General features: G+C 37.1%; 14 protein-coding genes and 1 pseudogene. 8 read left to right on the top strand and 7 right to left on the bottom strand.

The window, feature by feature from the left end; translation table 11 throughout:
• Window positions 1–117: 117 nt before the first annotated feature.
• The 4 genes from FFO06_RS14225 to wecB all read left to right on the top strand — a co-directional run bounded on the left by FFO06_RS14225 (window position 118) and on the right by wecB (window position 3,213).
• Window positions 118–384 (top strand): hypothetical protein, encoded by a 267-nt coding sequence (locus FFO06_RS14225; RefSeq protein ID WP_137908617.1) that lies wholly within the window; start codon window positions 118–120, stop codon window positions 382–384.
• A 113-nt stretch (window positions 385–497) separates the two neighbouring features.
• Entirely contained in the window at window positions 498–1,676 is a 1,179-nt protein-coding gene (locus FFO06_RS14220; RefSeq protein WP_137908616.1) for a tetratricopeptide repeat protein, read from the top strand.
• An 81-nt stretch (window positions 1,677–1,757) separates the two neighbouring features.
• Window positions 1,758–2,036, top strand: a complete 279-nt coding sequence (locus tag FFO06_RS14215; RefSeq protein ID WP_201275463.1) for a hypothetical protein — start codon at window positions 1,758–1,760, stop codon at window positions 2,034–2,036.
• A 52-nt stretch (window positions 2,037–2,088) separates the two neighbouring features.
• Complete coding sequence (gene wecB, locus FFO06_RS14210; RefSeq protein ID WP_137908615.1) at window positions 2,089–3,213, top strand: non-hydrolyzing UDP-N-acetylglucosamine 2-epimerase; 1,125 nt, start codon at window positions 2,089–2,091, stop codon at window positions 3,211–3,213.
• Here wecB and FFO06_RS14205 read toward each other — a convergent pair.
• The 5 genes from FFO06_RS14205 to FFO06_RS14185 form a co-directional block, all read right to left on the bottom strand.
• The gene (locus FFO06_RS14205; RefSeq protein ID WP_028083254.1) at window positions 3,202–3,813 is read right to left on the bottom strand and encodes a peptidoglycan-binding domain-containing protein; all 612 of its coding nucleotides are present in this window, start codon (window positions 3,811–3,813) and stop codon (window positions 3,202–3,204) included. The two genes, wecB and FFO06_RS14205, sit on opposite strands and share 12 nt — an antisense overlap.
• A gap of 168 nt (window positions 3,814–3,981) precedes the next feature.
• Entirely contained in the window at window positions 3,982–4,830 is an 849-nt protein-coding gene (locus tag FFO06_RS14200; RefSeq protein WP_137908614.1) for a M23 family metallopeptidase, read from the bottom strand.
• Window positions 4,831–5,081: 251 nt separating this feature from the next.
• Window positions 5,082–5,747: a DUF2834 domain-containing protein gene (locus FFO06_RS14195; RefSeq protein ID WP_137908613.1), complete on the bottom strand. Its 666-nt coding sequence runs from the start codon at window positions 5,745–5,747 to the stop codon at window positions 5,082–5,084.
• A 121-nt stretch (window positions 5,748–5,868) separates the two neighbouring features.
• The gene (hrcA, locus tag FFO06_RS14190) at window positions 5,869–6,945 is read right to left on the bottom strand and encodes a heat-inducible transcriptional repressor HrcA (protein WP_137908612.1); all 1,077 of its coding nucleotides are present in this window, start codon (window positions 6,943–6,945) and stop codon (window positions 5,869–5,871) included.
• A 367-nt stretch (window positions 6,946–7,312) separates the two neighbouring features.
• A complete protein-coding gene (locus FFO06_RS14185) occupies window positions 7,313–7,672 on the bottom strand; it encodes a rhodanese-like domain-containing protein (protein ID WP_137908611.1) in 360 nt (119 codons plus the stop codon).
• A gap of 76 nt (window positions 7,673–7,748) precedes the next feature.
• Between FFO06_RS14185 and FFO06_RS14180 the strand changes: the two genes are divergently transcribed.
• Both FFO06_RS14180 and cysE read left to right on the top strand, forming a co-directional pair.
• Window positions 7,749–9,398 carry a DUF3352 domain-containing protein gene (locus FFO06_RS14180; RefSeq protein ID WP_137908610.1) on the top strand — a complete coding sequence of 550 codons (1,650 nt, stop codon included), beginning with the start codon at window positions 7,749–7,751 and terminating at the stop codon, window positions 9,396–9,398.
• A gap of 301 nt (window positions 9,399–9,699) precedes the next feature.
• Window positions 9,700–10,452 carry a serine O-acetyltransferase gene (cysE, locus tag FFO06_RS14175; RefSeq protein ID WP_137908609.1) on the top strand — a complete coding sequence of 251 codons (753 nt, stop codon included), beginning with the start codon at window positions 9,700–9,702 and terminating at the stop codon, window positions 10,450–10,452.
• 37 nt (window positions 10,453–10,489) lie between these two features.
• On the opposite strand, the gene FFO06_RS14170 is transcribed toward cysE, so the two are convergent.
• On the bottom strand, window positions 10,490–11,071 hold the full coding sequence (locus tag FFO06_RS14170; protein WP_137908608.1) for an Npun_F5749 family FMN-dependent PPOX-type flavoprotein: 582 nt from the start codon (window positions 11,069–11,071) through the stop codon (window positions 10,490–10,492).
• A 787-nt stretch (window positions 11,072–11,858) separates the two neighbouring features.
• On the opposite strand from FFO06_RS14170, the pseudogene nrdJ reads away from it, so the two are divergent.
• A pseudogene (gene nrdJ, locus FFO06_RS22600) lies at window positions 11,859–14,434 on the top strand (ribonucleoside-triphosphate reductase, adenosylcobalamin-dependent); the annotation flags it as partial.
• A gap of 147 nt (window positions 14,435–14,581) precedes the next feature.
• Here nrdJ and FFO06_RS14155 read toward each other — a convergent pair.
• The gene (locus tag FFO06_RS14155; protein ID WP_137908606.1) at window positions 14,582–15,409 is read right to left on the bottom strand and encodes a DUF3598 family protein; all 828 of its coding nucleotides are present in this window, start codon (window positions 15,407–15,409) and stop codon (window positions 14,582–14,584) included.
• A gap of 246 nt (window positions 15,410–15,655) precedes the next feature.
• On the opposite strand from FFO06_RS14155, the gene FFO06_RS14150 reads away from it, so the two are divergent.
• Window positions 15,656–15,874 carry a ssl0294 family protein gene (locus FFO06_RS14150; RefSeq protein WP_137908605.1) on the top strand — a complete coding sequence of 73 codons (219 nt, stop codon included), beginning with the start codon at window positions 15,656–15,658 and terminating at the stop codon, window positions 15,872–15,874.
• The last annotated feature ends 1,042 nt before the right edge of the window (window positions 15,875–16,916 follow it).

The following is a 16,916-nucleotide window of genomic DNA, read 5'->3' as shown; positions in this document are numbered from 1 at the left end:
ACGTTTTTGGTGATTTACTGTTTCTCAAATGCCTTTTTTCACTTTATATGTTTGTTTTGATGCTCTCTTTAATTTTTTCTCTACGTAATTTACCTCTGTGACAGTTTGGGGTGCGGAATGTGGGTTGTTATAGTTTCGCCAATCAATGATCGAAAATGTCCCCAATGTCAAAAATTTACGCTGAAACGGAATTATAAAATATTAGTTCCGGCAACTACTAGCTTTCAAGGAAAGCAAATAGTAACCCACCACTGCCAAAACTGCTCATATCATAACGAATTTGAAGAAGTAATTCCAGTACGCAGCAGTGGCGGTGGCGGCGGTGGCGGCGGTGGTGGCGGTGGTGGCGGCGGTGGCGGTGGTGGCGGCGGTGGTGGCGGTTGATAGCCAGAATTTACACTTCATTACAAGTCCCGTTAGTAGCAATTCTCATGTTTTGCACCATAGCGAAGGTATTGATAAATCTGAAAAGTTCTTAATTGAAGAAGGAAAACAAAATGAAATTATCAAAATTAACAACTTTAGTTTTTGTACTAGGAGCAATATTATATAGCTCTAAAGTTGATGCTCAAAATGTGCCGAATATTTTAGAGTCAGCAAGAGAATCAAGATTACTGTTAGTACAAGTTAACCTTGAAAATGCAGAATCATACCATGACCAAGGTGTTGCTCGCTATGAATCAGGAGATTTGCAAGGGGCAATTGAAGATTACAACCAAGCACTGCGTATTAATCCTAACCATGTAGGAGCTTACATCAACAGAGGGAATGCCCGCCGTGAATTGGGAGATTTTAAAGAAGCGATTGAAAATTACAATCAAGCTCTACGTATTAATCCTAACCTTGCAGAAGCATACTATAACCGAGGTGTTGTCCGGTATGAATCAAGAGATATAAAAGGGGCAATCGAAGATTATAACCAAGCCATACGTCTGAATCCCAATCTTGCACTAGCCTACCTGAACCGAGGCGGTGTCCGCGCTCAATTAGGAGATATAAACGAGGCAATTGAAGATTTCAACCAAGCCTTACGTCTTGATTCTAACCTTGCACTAGCTCACTATAATAGAGGTCTTACCCGTGGGATGTTGGGAGATGTAAAAGGAGCGATTGAAGATTACAATCAAGCCATACGTCTGAATCCTAATGATGCAGATATCTACAATAATCGAGGTTTTGCCCGCCTACTATCAGGAGATTTAAAAGAGGCGATTGAAAATTTTACCCAAGCCTTGCGTATTGATCCTAGTCTTGCAATAACTCACAATAATAGAGGTCTTGCCCGTTTTAAAATAGGAGATTTAAAAGGAGCAATTGAAGATTTTACCCAAGCCTTGCGTATTGATCCTAGCCTTGCACTAGCTCAGAATAGCCAAGATTCTAACCCTGGTCAATTGGAAGATGTGAAAGGAACTATTGCCAAGTTACAAAAAGTAGCTAAACTATTTAAAGAAGAAGGAAAAATAGCTGAATATCAATATACTCTTGATTTAATTAAGAAGATAAACATTGAGCAATCAGGATTATATGAAAATGGCCAGCCATTTTTAGAAGTTCAAGCCAGAGAACAAGGAGATAATTACATTAAATTAAAATTTTGTGCTGAAATGGGTGAAAAATTCCAAATCCGGGTTACTCTAAATAATGCAACCATTACAGAAAAGTTTGTCATTTAACCAATACGGTTTAGTTAAGAAAATTGTTGGTTGGGTTTCATTCTTCAACCCAACCAATTCGCGTAGATGTTGGGTTTCACGTTGTTCAACCCAACCTACATAGACTATTATAAAAAGTTTGTCGATGCTACTAAAACAGTAGCTATTGCTATGGAAAAAAATGGTAATACTAAAATAGGTATTCAACAAGCTTTAAGTCATAATTTTGCTTTTTCAGGTGTGACAGGGACAATCAAATTTTTATCATGGGGCGATCGCATCAGTAAAGCTGTGTTATTTAAAATACGATTAGATACTCAAGCACTTACAGGCTATAATTTTGTTCGCAAATACTATAAACAATTTGGTATAATTAGGTAAAAAATTAATTACCGTCTAGGAAAATTAAAAGTAAATTGTAATTATTTGACTAATGACTAATCAACACCGCATTGGCATTATTTTAGGAACTCGTCCCGAAGCTATTAAACTAGCACCAGTAATTCAAGTTTTTCAAAATTCTCCAGATTTTGAATTGCAGGTAATTCTCACAGGACAACATCGAGAAATGGTTGAACAAGTAATGAAGTTGTTCAAACTCAAAGCTGATTGGAATTTGGAGATTATGCAGCGTCAGCAATCTCTTAGTGAGATTACCTGTCGAAGTCTACAAGGTTTAGAAGCATTATTTCAGGAACAAACTTTAGATTTTGTGATTGTTCAAGGAGATACGACAACTGCTTTTGCTGCAACTTTGGCCGCTTTTTATCAAAAAATTCCTGTTGGTCATGTGGAAGCTGGGTTAAGAACTGATGATTTATTTAATCCTTTTCCAGAAGAAGCTAATAGAAGATTAATTTCTCAGCTTACACAATTGCATTTTGCCCCGACAACTTTAGCGATGGAAAATTTACAAAGTTCTGGAGTGTTGGGAGAAATTCACCTCACAGGAAATACAGTAATTGACGCTTTGTTAAATGTGGCTGCAACTAAACCAGTTTGTCATATACCGGGTTTAGATTGGCATCAATATCGGACAATTTTAGCAACGGTTCATAGACGGGAAAACTGGGGAGAACCGCTGCAAGATATCGCTGAAAGTTTTTTACAGATTTTAGAGCAATTTCCCGATACAGCTTTATTATTACCATTACATAAAAATCCGATAGTTAGAGAACCATTACAAAAATTGTTGGGGAATCATCCCCGGATTTTCTTGACAGAACCTTTAGATTATGCAGAATTAGTGGGGGCTATTGAGCGATCGCATTTAATCTTAACAGATTCTGGTGGTTTACAAGAAGAAGCCCCCAGCTTGGGTAAACCAGTGTTAGTTCTCAGAGATACCACAGAGAGGCCAGAAGCTGTCACCGCAGGTACAGCCAAACTTGTAGGTACACAAACGGAAAATATTGTTGCAGCCGCTAGTGAACTACTCAGCAACCCAGCCGCTTATACCAAAATGGCCACCGCCATTAATCCCTTTGGCGATGGCCATGCAGCAGAACGCATTTTACAACTTGTCAAAAATTACTTGTCACCGCAGCTAAATACCTAAAGCCCTCCGAGTTTGATAACCAACAACACCATCTACACGCAGTCCGTTACGTCTTTGAAAGTGACGCACTGCATTAATGGTTCTTGAACCGTAAACACCATCAACCCTAATCCCTAAAGCCCTTTGGATTTCTCGCACTCGTTCGCCCCTTGTGCCATATCCTACAGTTACCCTACCGCCAACACCGTATCCAGAACGGTGTCTACGGGAAGAATAGCCAGGAGTGTTACCAATCCATCTTTCAGCAGCATAGTATCCCCGGTAACGTCCCGAGGAAATTCTTGCAAATCCATTTCTGACATTCCCAGTATCACCAATGTATGACCCATTTTGGACACAAGCTATGGATGAATTATCGGTGCTAGGTCCTGTACGAATATTCATACAACTACCATTAGTCCTGACATATTCTGCCGAAGCAAACTGCATTTGAGCAACTGTAGCTAGTAATATACTCACACCAGCCAAAGTTAACCATGCAGAAGATTTAAAAAACTGTCGCCAATTCAATACCTGCGCCAATTTAGGTAAATTTAATGGCAAATTTCCATTTGTTTCTTCATCTTCTATATACATATAGGAATAAGCCAAATATTCCATGATCATCTGCTCCTTTATGTGAAGTTTTGCAATACTTTTGTTTAGATCTAATCTTCATTGATTTTATAATTCTTTGCTGAAACACATTGGCTGCTATATTCCGCCATTTGAACTGTCACATCAGGTATTTGTAATGAAATCATCAATTACATAAAGTCATTAGTAGTTTTAGTTTCCCACACCATTAGCAGTGAGAAAATTATCGGCACGAATTGGATTACCATTACGCCAAATTTCTATTTTTTCTGGGCTAATTAAGTAGGAAAAAGTGCCATTATCTGCTCTATATCTGTTATTATTAACTTTCCAAGCTCGGATTTTTAAAATTTGATTTGGTGCTTGTTTTAATTTCCCCAAATAAAATAACTGATTATTTTCCTCACAAACTTTAATAGTCGCTGTTGCTGTCTCTCCAGTTATAACTGGAGTCCCATTACATTCAGTATTATTACTAATAGGTAAAACAGGCTTTGGAGTCAGGGAAATCGGTTCATTTATCGGTGTTTTTACCATAGTAGTTGACGGTAATAAACTAATAGGATTACTAGCTAAACGACCATCGGGGTAAAATTCAAAATGCAGATGAGGGGCGGTGCTATTGCCTGTTGAACCCATTTCGGCAATAATTTGCCCTTGTTTGACCTGTTGACCTTTATTGACCAGTAGACGGCTATTATGTCCATAAACGGTCACAATACCATGAAGATGTTTAATTTCGATAAAATTGCCTAATCCCCAATTGTCCCAACTAGCTTTTACCACTGTACCAGCAGCAGCAGCCAAAATCGGTGTACCTTTTGCTCCCGCAATATCAATTCCTTCATGTTCGTATTTACGAAAACCTTGAGAAATAATTCCTTGGGTCGGCCAAATCAAGCTAGTATCAGGTGCGGGTGCGGAGTTAATTAGAGAAACTGTCTGAGTCAAGGCCGGGGAAACCCTATTTAACACCAAACAGCAGGATATTAAACCTATTAAAGTATAATTGCAAAAGCGGTAAATATTAACTTTTTTCATCAGTTTCTAGCCTAGTAATTGCTATAGCAGCGAAAAGGAAGTCAGAGCCGACTGCTGTAAATGAAAAAATGCTATAGTTATTTCCTAGTTCAATCTCAAATGTGTCACATCAGGACAATTATTACAATTATTTGGTTAAATTTACAACTTATGCAACATCCCATTGGTAATCCGCTGTAAAATGTTGACAACCGGATATTTACCTTTTTAATTCCCACATCTTGATTAAGTAAAAATTGAACAATTAGGAATTAGTTAAATATTGTATTTTCAACTCCTTTCTTATTTTCTATTTCTATAGGTGGCCGGACACACAAATATATCAAAGATCCAAATAAAGGCATTGCAAATAACCAAAATAATTGATTATTTTGCCAACCCCGTCGCGTCATATCATCTCCTAATAACGTTGGAAATAATAAACTCAACATGATAAAGTCTAAACTCATGACATGAATAAACCTGTTATTTTGCCACTGTTCGACAAAATTACTCCAATTTCCTTGTAAACTAAAGGTAAATAAAACCGTTGCAGCTAAAGTTAATAAAATTCCCAAAATCCGGGAATCCAGTATTTTCAAAAATGATTTTTTTTCACCTATAAACTTTTGATTAGGTTCTCTTAAAGCCAAGTATGGTAAAAGTGCAAATGCACCTAAAGCAAAAGTACCAATAGCAAAAGGCCAAGCGGGGATTTTTTGACCTCTACCATCAAAAAAGACTACTGCACTATATATAAAAGGCCAAATCCCCATGATATTAAATAAACATATAATCAGGGGATTAATTTCTTGCCAATTTCCTGTAGAGAGATTTTTTATTAACTCAAAAGTATCAGGTTGTTCGGGAGGAGCAAAGAAAAAGGCATAGGAAATAAATCCTAGCCATAATAGACCAAAAGTAATTTTTCTCATCATGATTGAAATATAAAACCTTGAAAAAGCAAAAGCATTTAAAAATAGCTAAAGTCACCAAAAAACCAGTTCCCTATTCCCTTGTGATCATGGCAATTTTTCAGGCCAATTTCATGGAAATTAACTAACTAAAAGCTTCTGAGAGATAATCTGCTGCTGCTGCGACCACAGCGATCGCACTTTCATAGTCTAACCTAGTTGGACCCAAAACCCCCACACTTCCCACCGGCACAGAACCCCGACGATAAATAGCAGAAATCAAAGTACAAGTGCGAATAGGTTTGAGAGGATTTTCTGCACCAATTCTTACCGTTACCTTAGATTTACTAGTATCATCTATTTCCGGCTCTTCACAAATTAAATGCCAAAGTTGGTCTTGTTCCTCTTCCAACAATTGCATAATTGTTTGTACCTGTTGTACCTGAGAAAATTCTGGTTGTCGTAAAACCTCTCCGATACCCTTTACCATAATTTGTGTAGCTGTCGGTGCAAGAGCGCGATTAGTTAATTCTACCAGAGAACTTTTCAATAATTCGCCATAAACTCGAAATTCTTGATCTAATTCATTCCAATCAAGATAGCCTATTTCTAATAAACTTTGTCCTCGTAAGTGACTATTTAAAAAATTAGAAACAATCTGCAATTGATGATCAATCACCTCCTCATTCGGTTTAATTACTGATGATTCTGAAAATAAATCCATCACTTTAGAATGGGTTTCATAACTATCGGTAACCACAATTAACATAATCCTACCAGCTTCAATTTGCACCAATTGTAAATGGCGTAACTTTGCTATTGTAGTTTGCGGCATCGTAATTAAGCTAATACAGCCGCTTAATGTTGCTAAAATTTGTCCCGCACCTTGTAACAAAGCTTCTAAACTCCAATCTTCCCAGTGTAGACGTTTTTGTAATACCGCTTCTACTTCTTTCACTAACGTCTCTGATGGTACAATTAATTGATCCACATAAATCCGATAACCAGAATCAGAAGGAATTCTCCCCGCAGAGGTATGTGGTTGGTAAAGTAACCCTGATTTTTCTAAGCCCCCCATGACATTGCGAATAGTAGCCGAGCTAACACCTAAATCGAAACCATCAATTAGGGCTTTAGATCCTACTGGCTCTGCTGTAGCAATATAATGACGTACAGTGGCCGAAAGTATATTTTGTTGGCGATTAGTCAAATGGACTTGCATAGTTGATATTTTTACTGTAGGCAAATTTTAATCAAAAGTTGAAAAAATGCGTGGTTTGCACCACCAAAACCCCAAAAAAGAATTAATTATTAATTAATATAAGATAGCAAATTATATACACATATTGTGTTCATTAAACACAAAATTTACCTTAGGCATTTATTGGCTGTATTTGTTATCAACATATAGCTGAAAACAGAACATCAGGTAAATTCCCAACTTTTTCAGTAGTATCTCATAGTACTCTAACACAAGCTGTGGTTTTAGTTACAAAATATTAATATTTCTTTGTGAATATACAAACTGATAAACTGGAGGAATAGAAGGAAAGAATCTTCCCTCTTCCCTCTTCCCTCTTCCCTCTTCCCTAATATTGCGGAACTGAAGGATCAACTAAAATTGAGTAAGCATCAATACCACCCATAATGTTTTTAACATTTGTAAATCCTTGACCAACTAACCATTGACACATCTGAGCGGATCGCATACCATGATGGCAAAGAACCAGAGTTTCAATATGCGGATTAAAGCGAGTAGAGATTTGTTGACTCCATTGCTCATATTCACTCAAAGGAAGATTGACAAATCCCTCTATTCGTGATATGGCAAGTTCTTGGGGTTCACGCACATCTATTAACTGAATCGTGCCTTTATCCGCACTAAGGCATTGTGCTATGTATTCAACACTAATTTGAGTAAAGGGTTGAGCAAATGATTTATCCGTCATGCAGTTTCTCTAAAAAATCCTATACTATTTATGTTGGCAGAAAAAACTGGAAAATATAACTAGTGTGAATAATAATGTGAATAATAAACCCTCACCTTTAAATTTACTTGTAGTTGCTTTCGTAACACTATCACTGGTTAGTATTGCGGTATTTTACTGGGTCTTTGGTAAAAATTCCCCCACCCTTGTAGTTCCCAATTCTCAACCCAGGGCGGCTATATTCGTCCCGAAATTCTCACCAGCAATGGTTTCATTATTGGTAAATCCCGACGCTTTACAAAAAATAGCACAAAAAAGGGAATTGTCTCAAATTAAAAATAGTCTATTAGCCAAAAGTAATATAGATTACCAAAATGATATTAAACCCTGGCTGAATAATGAAATTACCCTAGCTGTCACAACCCTAGATATAGACCGTGACCCAGACAACGGACTACAAACAGGGTACTTAATGGCACTTGCAACCAAAAACCCAGTAAAAAGCCGCGAATTTTTAGAATTATTATTTTCTAAACGAGCTTTTGCAGGAAATGATTTAGAGGTCGAACGATATAAAGGTGTCAAAGTTATTTATGATCGTCAAGAATATTCACCATCCCAAATATCAAATAGTTTAGCTGGTGCAATTGTTAATAATTTTGTTTTATTTGCAAATCATTCCCAAGTCATCAAAGCAGCAATTAATAATTTACAAGCACCAGATTTAAACTTAGTTAGTTCTCTTGAATATCAAAAAGCTAGTCAACAAATACCCAAAAATTCTCTAGCTGTCACCTTCTTTAATTTACCCGAAATTGGCAAATGGCAGAAATTAGAATTAGCAGAAGCAACTTATCATAGCCAAATTCTATCTTTAGCCTTAAATTCTCAAGGATTGTTAGCAGAAAGTACCTTTTTAACAAACTCCCAAATTGTACCTCCATCTTTGCCATTATCTGAACCCGTCGCAGCATTACAGTACATTCCCGAATCAACAACTTTGGCAATTTCTGGAGCGAACTTGAGTAATTTAGGTAATAGTGATTTAGCAAAACTGTGGAAACAAGGAACAGCAACTATTTACGGTTCTAGTGAAGATGGTATTTCTCGACTAATACAACCTTTGATAAAAATCCAGCAAAACTTGAATTTAAACTTTAGTCAAAATATTTTCAGTTGGGTAACAGGAGAATATGCTTTAGCTTTATTACCCAATTCAGAAAACACAACTCCTAATTGGGTATTTGTGGTCGAAAAAAACCCACAATTAGCAGCAGGTATAGCACATTTAGATAATATTGCTAGTACCAGTAGTTTTAATGTTATTTCCCTGATTTTAAATGGACAGAAAGTATCAGCCTGGACACAAGTTATAACCACAGATGAGAATAATAAACCTATTAATGTTGACACGAAAGTCAAAGGAGTACATACAACTTTAAATAATTACGAGATTTTCACTTCCGACTTAAACATACTAAAAGAAATTTTGAGTCAAAAGCAAAAATCTTTACTGGAAAATCCCAAATTTAAAAGTAGTCTTGGTGTAATTCCCCAGCCAAATCAAGGATATATTTACTTAGACTGGGAAACTAGTAGAAATATTCTTGAACGTCAAATACCTGTGCTTAAATTCGTGGAACTACTAGATAAACCACTATTTGATAATTTGCAATCGCTTACATTCAGCAGTTATCATACTCAGCCAGGAATACTCACAGGTGGGGTACTACTGAAACTGCATTAGAGAATTAAATCCTAAAAATTTGAATTTGCACTAACTAATATGAGAGGCGGCACAGAATCATAAAATTTATAAACTCATCCATCTTCATCTGCGTTCATCTGCGGTTAATTATTCATTCCTTTTTGCTGAATATGAAATATCCTCAATTTTTGCAACACTCATGAAACAACTTGAGATTTGGGATTTTAAATTGATTTTCCCGTTTAAATTCATTTATTCCGAATAACCACCCCATTTTCCATCACCAAATCACGATACTATGGGAGAGTAGCTTGTTGTGCTATCTAAGGGTACTATTTTCATGTTCTCTAGACTCCATGCCGATTTTCGTATTATCTTTGAACGTGACCCTGCAGCCCGGAATTGGTTGGAGGTTTTATTCTGCTATCCTGGTTTGCAAGCCTTAATTTTCCACCGCTTTGCACACGGGTTGCGTGGTATTGGTATTCCTTTTTTCCCTCGCTTAATTTCTCATATCGCTCGGTTTCTAACTGGTATTGAAATTCACCCAGGTGCTGTAATTGGTGAAGGTGTATTTATTGACCACGGAATGGGAGTGGTGATTGGAGAAACAGCTATTATCGGTAATTACGCACTGATTTACCAAGGTGTTACTCTAGGAGGAACAGGTAAACAAAGCGGTAAACGTCACCCCACATTAGGTGAAAATGTCGTGGTTGGTGCTGGGGCAAAAGTTTTAGGAAACATTGAAATTGGTGATCATGTCCGTATTGGTGCTGGTTCAGTGGTGTTGAGAAATGTACCATCTAGTTGCACAGTGGTCGGTGTTCCTGGACGCATTATTTACCGTTCTGGAGTGCGGGTTGCACCTCTAGAACATAGTAACTTACCTGACTCAGAAGCCCAAGTAATTCGCACTTTAGTAGACCGCATTGAAGCACTAGAAGCACAAATTCAATCTCTCCAAAATCCTGCAAAAACCCCCATTTTAATTGGTAAATTCCCCCAAGAAGATGAGTTACCAAAAGAACACAATTTCTGTAATATTCGAGATAAACAGATTCAGGAATTTTTTGATGGTGCAGGAATCTAGAAATGCTGAAATCAGAATCTTAAAATTATAGATAAAATTACGGGTTTATTGCTTCAGTTAACCATTCCTGGTTTTCATTGCGGTGATAAACCCATCTATTTTGCGGTTCACCTCTCAATTCTAAATGATCTACTTGTATCGGCGCAAGTAATAATAAACAAAAATTTTCTACTGGTTCTATAGGGTTTGGTGCTGGTGGTGTAAAGGCTGTTGCTGTTGTTATTCTCATTTTACCAGGATGTGGCCAACAAAATTGTAGTCTGGCTGCATTACTCAATTCTTGCCACATTTTGATTCTCACTGGTTGTAAATTGGTGTGAGAATCATCACTTATTAATATTAATTCTCCAGTAATACGAAATTGTTCTCTAGTTTTGGGAAAATACCAGCAAACTTCCGCTATAGGTTGTTTTGATATTTGTTCGGCTTTTGCACTACGAATATCGGTAATGAATTTTAATTCGTTAGTATCTTCTAGAAAACCACGAAAAACGACAGTACGATTTGCAGGAAAACCATTTTCTTTTATTGTTGCTAGTTGTAAATAACGAGAATAAGCAAGGCTACGGTTATGATGTAAAGCACGAGTAATCAGACTTTTCCAGGGTGCTAGTGGCATTTTGTAATTTATTTTCCAATTTATGCGTTAATTAAAATTATTATATACATATTATAAAGTTGTAAATATTTAAATTTTTTACTTTACGGCAAATTTTCAGTAAATAAAATACTTAATATAAATAGGTATTTAAACATACTTTTAAAAGTAAGATATTTAAAATTAAAGGATGAATAAAATAAAAAGAGTAAACATTAAAATATATTTATTACATAAATATTATTTATAGCAATTGTTAAAAAAACTATAATTAAATATTTAATCACATCTTACAAGTTTTTGTAACAATAGCAAAGTTTATTTATAAAGAAGTTTCTATTTAAAATCAAATTTAATTTCGTATAAAAAATAACTAAAAGATTAAAATCATGAACTAAAAGATTACGATCATGAAAAATATAAACTTATTCAAAAATTAAAAGATTAAGATCATAAACTAAAAGATTACGATCATGAACAATATAAACGTATTCAAAAATTAAAAGATGAAGTTAAAATCTATCAATCAAAAGCTGATGTATATTCGTCTAAGTGTAGTATTATATGCAGCTATAGAGAATATGAAAATTACTAAATTACACAGATTACCTATTTTGAGAAAAATGGTAGGTAAAACTTTACAAATTGACAATTCTAGACCCCACTCAGGTTTTTTTACTGAAAAGAAAATAAAGTTACAATTGACACAAAAATAGATAGATCACAAAGTGGCGATTTTAGCAATCTTTGATCATATAACTACTTGGCGTTATAGTCTTAATTTGTGAGTCAGAAACAAAATCTTATTATGGTCAGAGAACTTGAATGCAAATATCAGCCTGTATTTCCAGAATCCGCCCCAGCAGCTAATCCGGTGTTTTTTAGAACCTACAGCAGACGCACAGATGCGGGTTTGAGAGAAACATGGGGTCAGGTGTGCGATCGCACTTTACGCGGTTTGATGGAATTAGGAAGGCTCACCCATGAAGAGGCTGTTATCTTGGATAAGATGCAGCGAAGCATGAAATCTCTCCCTAGCGGGCGCTGGTTGTGGGTTGGTGGCACAAATTGGTTATCTAAGGCGAAAAACTATTCTGGTGCTTATAACTGCACCTCTACGAACCTTGTGGACTGGGAAGCCTTTGGGTTGATGATGGATTTAGCTATGATGGGCTGTGGTACGGGAGCAGTGATCGAGCCACAGTATATTAATCAACTTCCTTCTATACGTAATCATCTTCATGTCACTATTCGCGGCGAAGTTGGTAGTACACCCAAGGAACAGCGTCGTGAACTTACACAAATCCTTTTGGATGGTGACAGTGTTATTATTTACGTTGGGGATAGTCGAGAAGGTTGGGTAAAATCCTACCAAAGTGTTTTAGAACTATCCTCCGATCAGCGTTTTAGTGGTAATGTACAAGTAGTTGTAGATATTTCCGATGTCCGTAAATCTGGTGAATCTCTCAGAGGATTTGGTGGTGTTGCCAACCCCGTGAAACTATCAGGACTCTATCAGCGTATTGCCTCAATTCTTAACAAAGCTGTAGGTAGAAAATTAAACTCTGTTGAATGTTGCTTACTCATTGACGAAGCAGCAGTCACCGTAGTTGCTGGTAATGTCCGCCGTAGCGCGGGTATGCGTCAATTTATATCAGAAGATGAAAAAGGCGCAATGTCAAAAGATGACCTATGGCAACAGGACACAGAAGGTAACTGGCGTATTGATCCAGAACGTGACGCTTTACGAATGGCTAACCATACAAGAGTATTTCATCGTAAGCCCACTTTAGAGGAATCTATCGCATCTGTACGCAAACAGTATTATAGCGGTGAAGGAGCAATTCAGTGGGCAGGTGAAGCGGTTGCTAGGGCTAATGCAGATTTATTAAATACACCAGAAATTAAAAGAGATTTTTTACGTGCCTATGACCAAGGTAAGGGTAAAGGATGGATACAAGAGAATTATCCTGAAATCAGTCCTGATGAATTAGAACATAGGATGGGTAGGTTTGGATTGAATCCGTGTGGTATTTTATAACACTTGCCTCACGTAAAAAACCCCGCAAATACGGGGAAAGCTGAGAAGCTAATCCCGTGGTAATCAATGGAAATAAAAGGCTATTGACACCGTACAGCGTAGGGAGTGAAACTAGATGACAACGAAATTGTTTTCTAGAATATAAGCTCTCCAAGAGTGTGGGGGTACGTATAACTAGCAGTTTTTATGGTGTTATAGTCATACGTATAAAAGGTACGCGGAGCTACAGGGAATATAGAACCTGTAGAACTAGAGGATAAAAAGCCTTTAGGGTAACAAAACTGGAGATTATCGGTAGCAACTTCCACTGTAATTTGTCCGAGGTACACTTAAACCAACTAGATCCCGACAACTATAGAGAACAAGAAGAAGTATTTACCGCTGGTGCGCTCTCTGTTGTTGCATTATTAAACCACCAATTCCTTGAACCCCGCTATCAATACAGCCGGGAACTTGACCCCATTGTCGGTGTATCCTTTACCGGATTATTTGACTTCTTTGTTCATGCCTTTGGTACAGACTGGTTGCGTTGGTGGGAAACCGGAAGACCAGAAACTCCCCAAGGATTGATGTTTAAACGTAGTGAGCAAAAATATCTTAACTTCTGGAAAGATGTAGTTCATAAGGTAGTATGGGAATATTGCGATCGCCATCAGATAAAACGCCCTAACCGTTGTACTACAGTTCAACCAGCCGGCACTAAATCCCTTTTAACCGGTGCTTCACCGGGTTGGCATCCCCCCAAAGCCCAAAGATTCATCCGTCGTATCACCTTCCGCAAAAACGACCCTGTAGCCCTGGCCTGTATAGATTATGGTTACAATGTTATCCCCTCTCAATCTGACAAGGATGAAAATGGTAACTTGCTTAATGATCCTTTTGATCCACGGTGTACAGAGTGGTTGGTAGAAATACCAGTGGCTGTATCTTGGGCGGACTTACCCGGTGCTGACAAAATAGAGGTTTCTAGGTTTTCTGTATTAGCGCAATTAGATTTTGTCATGCAAGTTCAAAACCATTATGTCACACATAACACTTCAGCTACTCTGGAACTTCGTTCTGAAGAAATAGAAGCATTGGGAACACGCATATATGAAGCTATCCAAAATGACGAAGGATATGTTTCCGCTGCATTGTTAGCAAGATTTGATGATATCCAAACATTTCCCCGTTTACCCTTCGAGCCTATAGATAAGCTCACTTTTGAGAGTTTATGTAGAGAGGTCAAGGTTCGACGCAAGACGGATGACTTCTGTGGTGCTTTAAGTCGCTACGATTTGGGTGAGTTATTAGAGTCGGGTCCTAGTGGTTGCGACTCTGATAAATGTATGTTCCCAAGCCAATTAATCACTCCTTAAGATTCCTGCGTAGGGGCGAATATCTGTTCGCCCGTACTCGGCTTAACTGTTCTGGGACGGGCTGCCAGTCCACCCATAGATTTCTGCTAACACAAAAATATTTTATTAAAAAATATTTTACTAAAGCCAAGCCTATTTATGTTCAATAACATGAGTTGAGCTAATCCATTCACCTTTGTCACTATAATTACGAATTAACCGTTGACGTTCATTTTCTCTAACTAACCAACCTGCTTCGACAAAAAAAGATTTTCTCAATTGTAGTTGCAAAGGAACATTACTAGAACTTCCATCAGGCAATAATAAAATCCGTCGAGCAATTCCTTCCGTTTCTGAGATGATTTTATTTCCTTCTATCCTAGCTTTTACAGTCATAATTTGCGATTGAAAAGATAATTTTTGTTCTAAATATCCATCACCTATTTTTTGAATTTCTAAATAAGTGGCATAGGTTTCTGATGGTCTCAAATCCGCGTAAACTGTATGAGCTTTACCTTGCCAATTACCAATCAACTGTTCTACCGTCAGTTGCGGACGTTCATAAGCATCTGTAAAACTGCGAAATTCTCTAATCAGAGTTAAACTAATAAAGTTGCCTCTTTGATCATATAATTGTACTAAACGTAACCGACGATCATGATCAACAAAACCGTATTCGGCTCCAAATTCAGAAAAAGGAGCTAATTGCAATGTTCCTTTAGAAAAAGCTCCCGTAGCAAAAAAGATATTCTGTCTTCCTAAAGAACGATATTCCTGTTGATAATCCTGAATAGGAGGACTATCATAATTACCAGAATTAAAACGGCGTAATCTAAAAAGTACAGATTGATTATGATCATCAGCTTCTAAATTTAGAATACTAGGAGTAGAATCTAATATTTCACCATGGGGGGATATTTTAGTAAATGAACCACGCCATTCACCCAAATTTTTTAGAAAGTTTTCCCAGTTGCTTGCCATAATTTAATTTTTAATTTTAATTTAGATAGCTTATTTTAATTAAATACGGGTTAAAAATCAAGATTAATCATGGTAGTTCTTGTGTGATCATACAGGTTGAGATTCGTCCTCAGTCCATTCTCAATCACTAAAAAGCAGAGGACCTATCACCTTCGACTTCACGGCCTTACTAGTTGCTTTCTCGCCCAGATATGTTAAGATTAATGAAGAATTAATAATTTTTGACAGCAATACTTGGAGAGTATAATGTTTATTAGTGAATTATCCCCCCTGTTTCAAGAATTTGCCCAGAATCCAGTTTCATTTATGGGTGGGTTCGTTTCTGGTGTCCTCCGACTCAACCTGAATGAAGAACCCGTCAAAAGTTGGCTAGATAAAAAATGTTGTGCAAAAAGTACCAGTAACCTGAGTACAGAAACCCAAAACGGTAAAGCGAACGCACCTCAACAAATCACAATTGACTAAATCACAAGAAAATCGCAAAAAAGGCACGGAAGCCACTTGGCTTTAGACAGTGGAGGAAGTGCCAACGGCGAATTTATTCATTTATTTATTCGCCGAGCATAAGATATAATTGGACTGCAAGTAAGAACAACCATCTACACGAAGAAGTATTTTAATAAGGAGAAACCCCTGATTTATCTCGTCTGGGCATTTGACCGTAGCCTGGGTAAACAAGTAAAGGTAAAATATGGAGTGTAATACCGCCAAAATTTGATGGACTCGGAAAGCAAAAAAACATAAAAGTAAGCGCAACTGCAATACCTGTCGGACTGGTAGTTGTTTTAAGCGTGTACCGGGATAATTGACTATTCCTTTTAAGCAAGTCTTAAAGAATCTGTGTGTCTTTAGACCGCAGAATGTCAATTAATTTGTTAGCGGGCTAAATTTAGGGTAATTTAGGCTGGTAATGGGTAATGGGTAACTAATCAAAATCTCACCTATTACCTATTTCTTTATCGGTAAAATAACTGAATTTGGTCAGGGGTATTGATATATCAATCTAGAATATGTTATAAAAAAATCACAGGTTGCTCAATGGCTGTTTGTTCAGATAATTATAAAGAAATAATTAAGAGTGCCATTAACTATCGCGGTAATCATTCTGAATTCGGCCATAAGGATCACAATACAATGAAAGTAATTGCTAGAAAATTTTCAGGTTGGCATATCCATGAGTCTAGTAGTATATTTCGCCACTGTGTAAGTTAAAGGAAGTAGTTCGTGGGTGAAAATGACCAGAAACTTATTTGTTTGGGGATATTGCCAGAGAATAGTTTTAATGATAGGGTAGGTTAAGATTATGTTTTTGAGAAAAAACCCCCAGTGGATTTTAGCCGGGGGAGTTTAGTTATCAGGGTGCATCTACCAATTAGATGTTCTCAGGTGTATAACGATCTTCCGGATAAATTTATTGTTAACAAATTCGATTTGTGTTGATTTCAGGAGTCAACTACCTAGCGGTTTTGAGAAAGAGTAGGAACAGAAAAAACCCCCAGTGGTGTTA

Source organism: Dolichospermum planctonicum, assembly GCF_005402965.1.
GTDB classification, from domain to species: Bacteria; Cyanobacteriota; Cyanobacteriia; order Cyanobacteriales; family Nostocaceae; genus Dolichospermum; species Dolichospermum planctonicum.
This window is presented reverse-complemented; position numbering and strand designations above follow the sequence as displayed.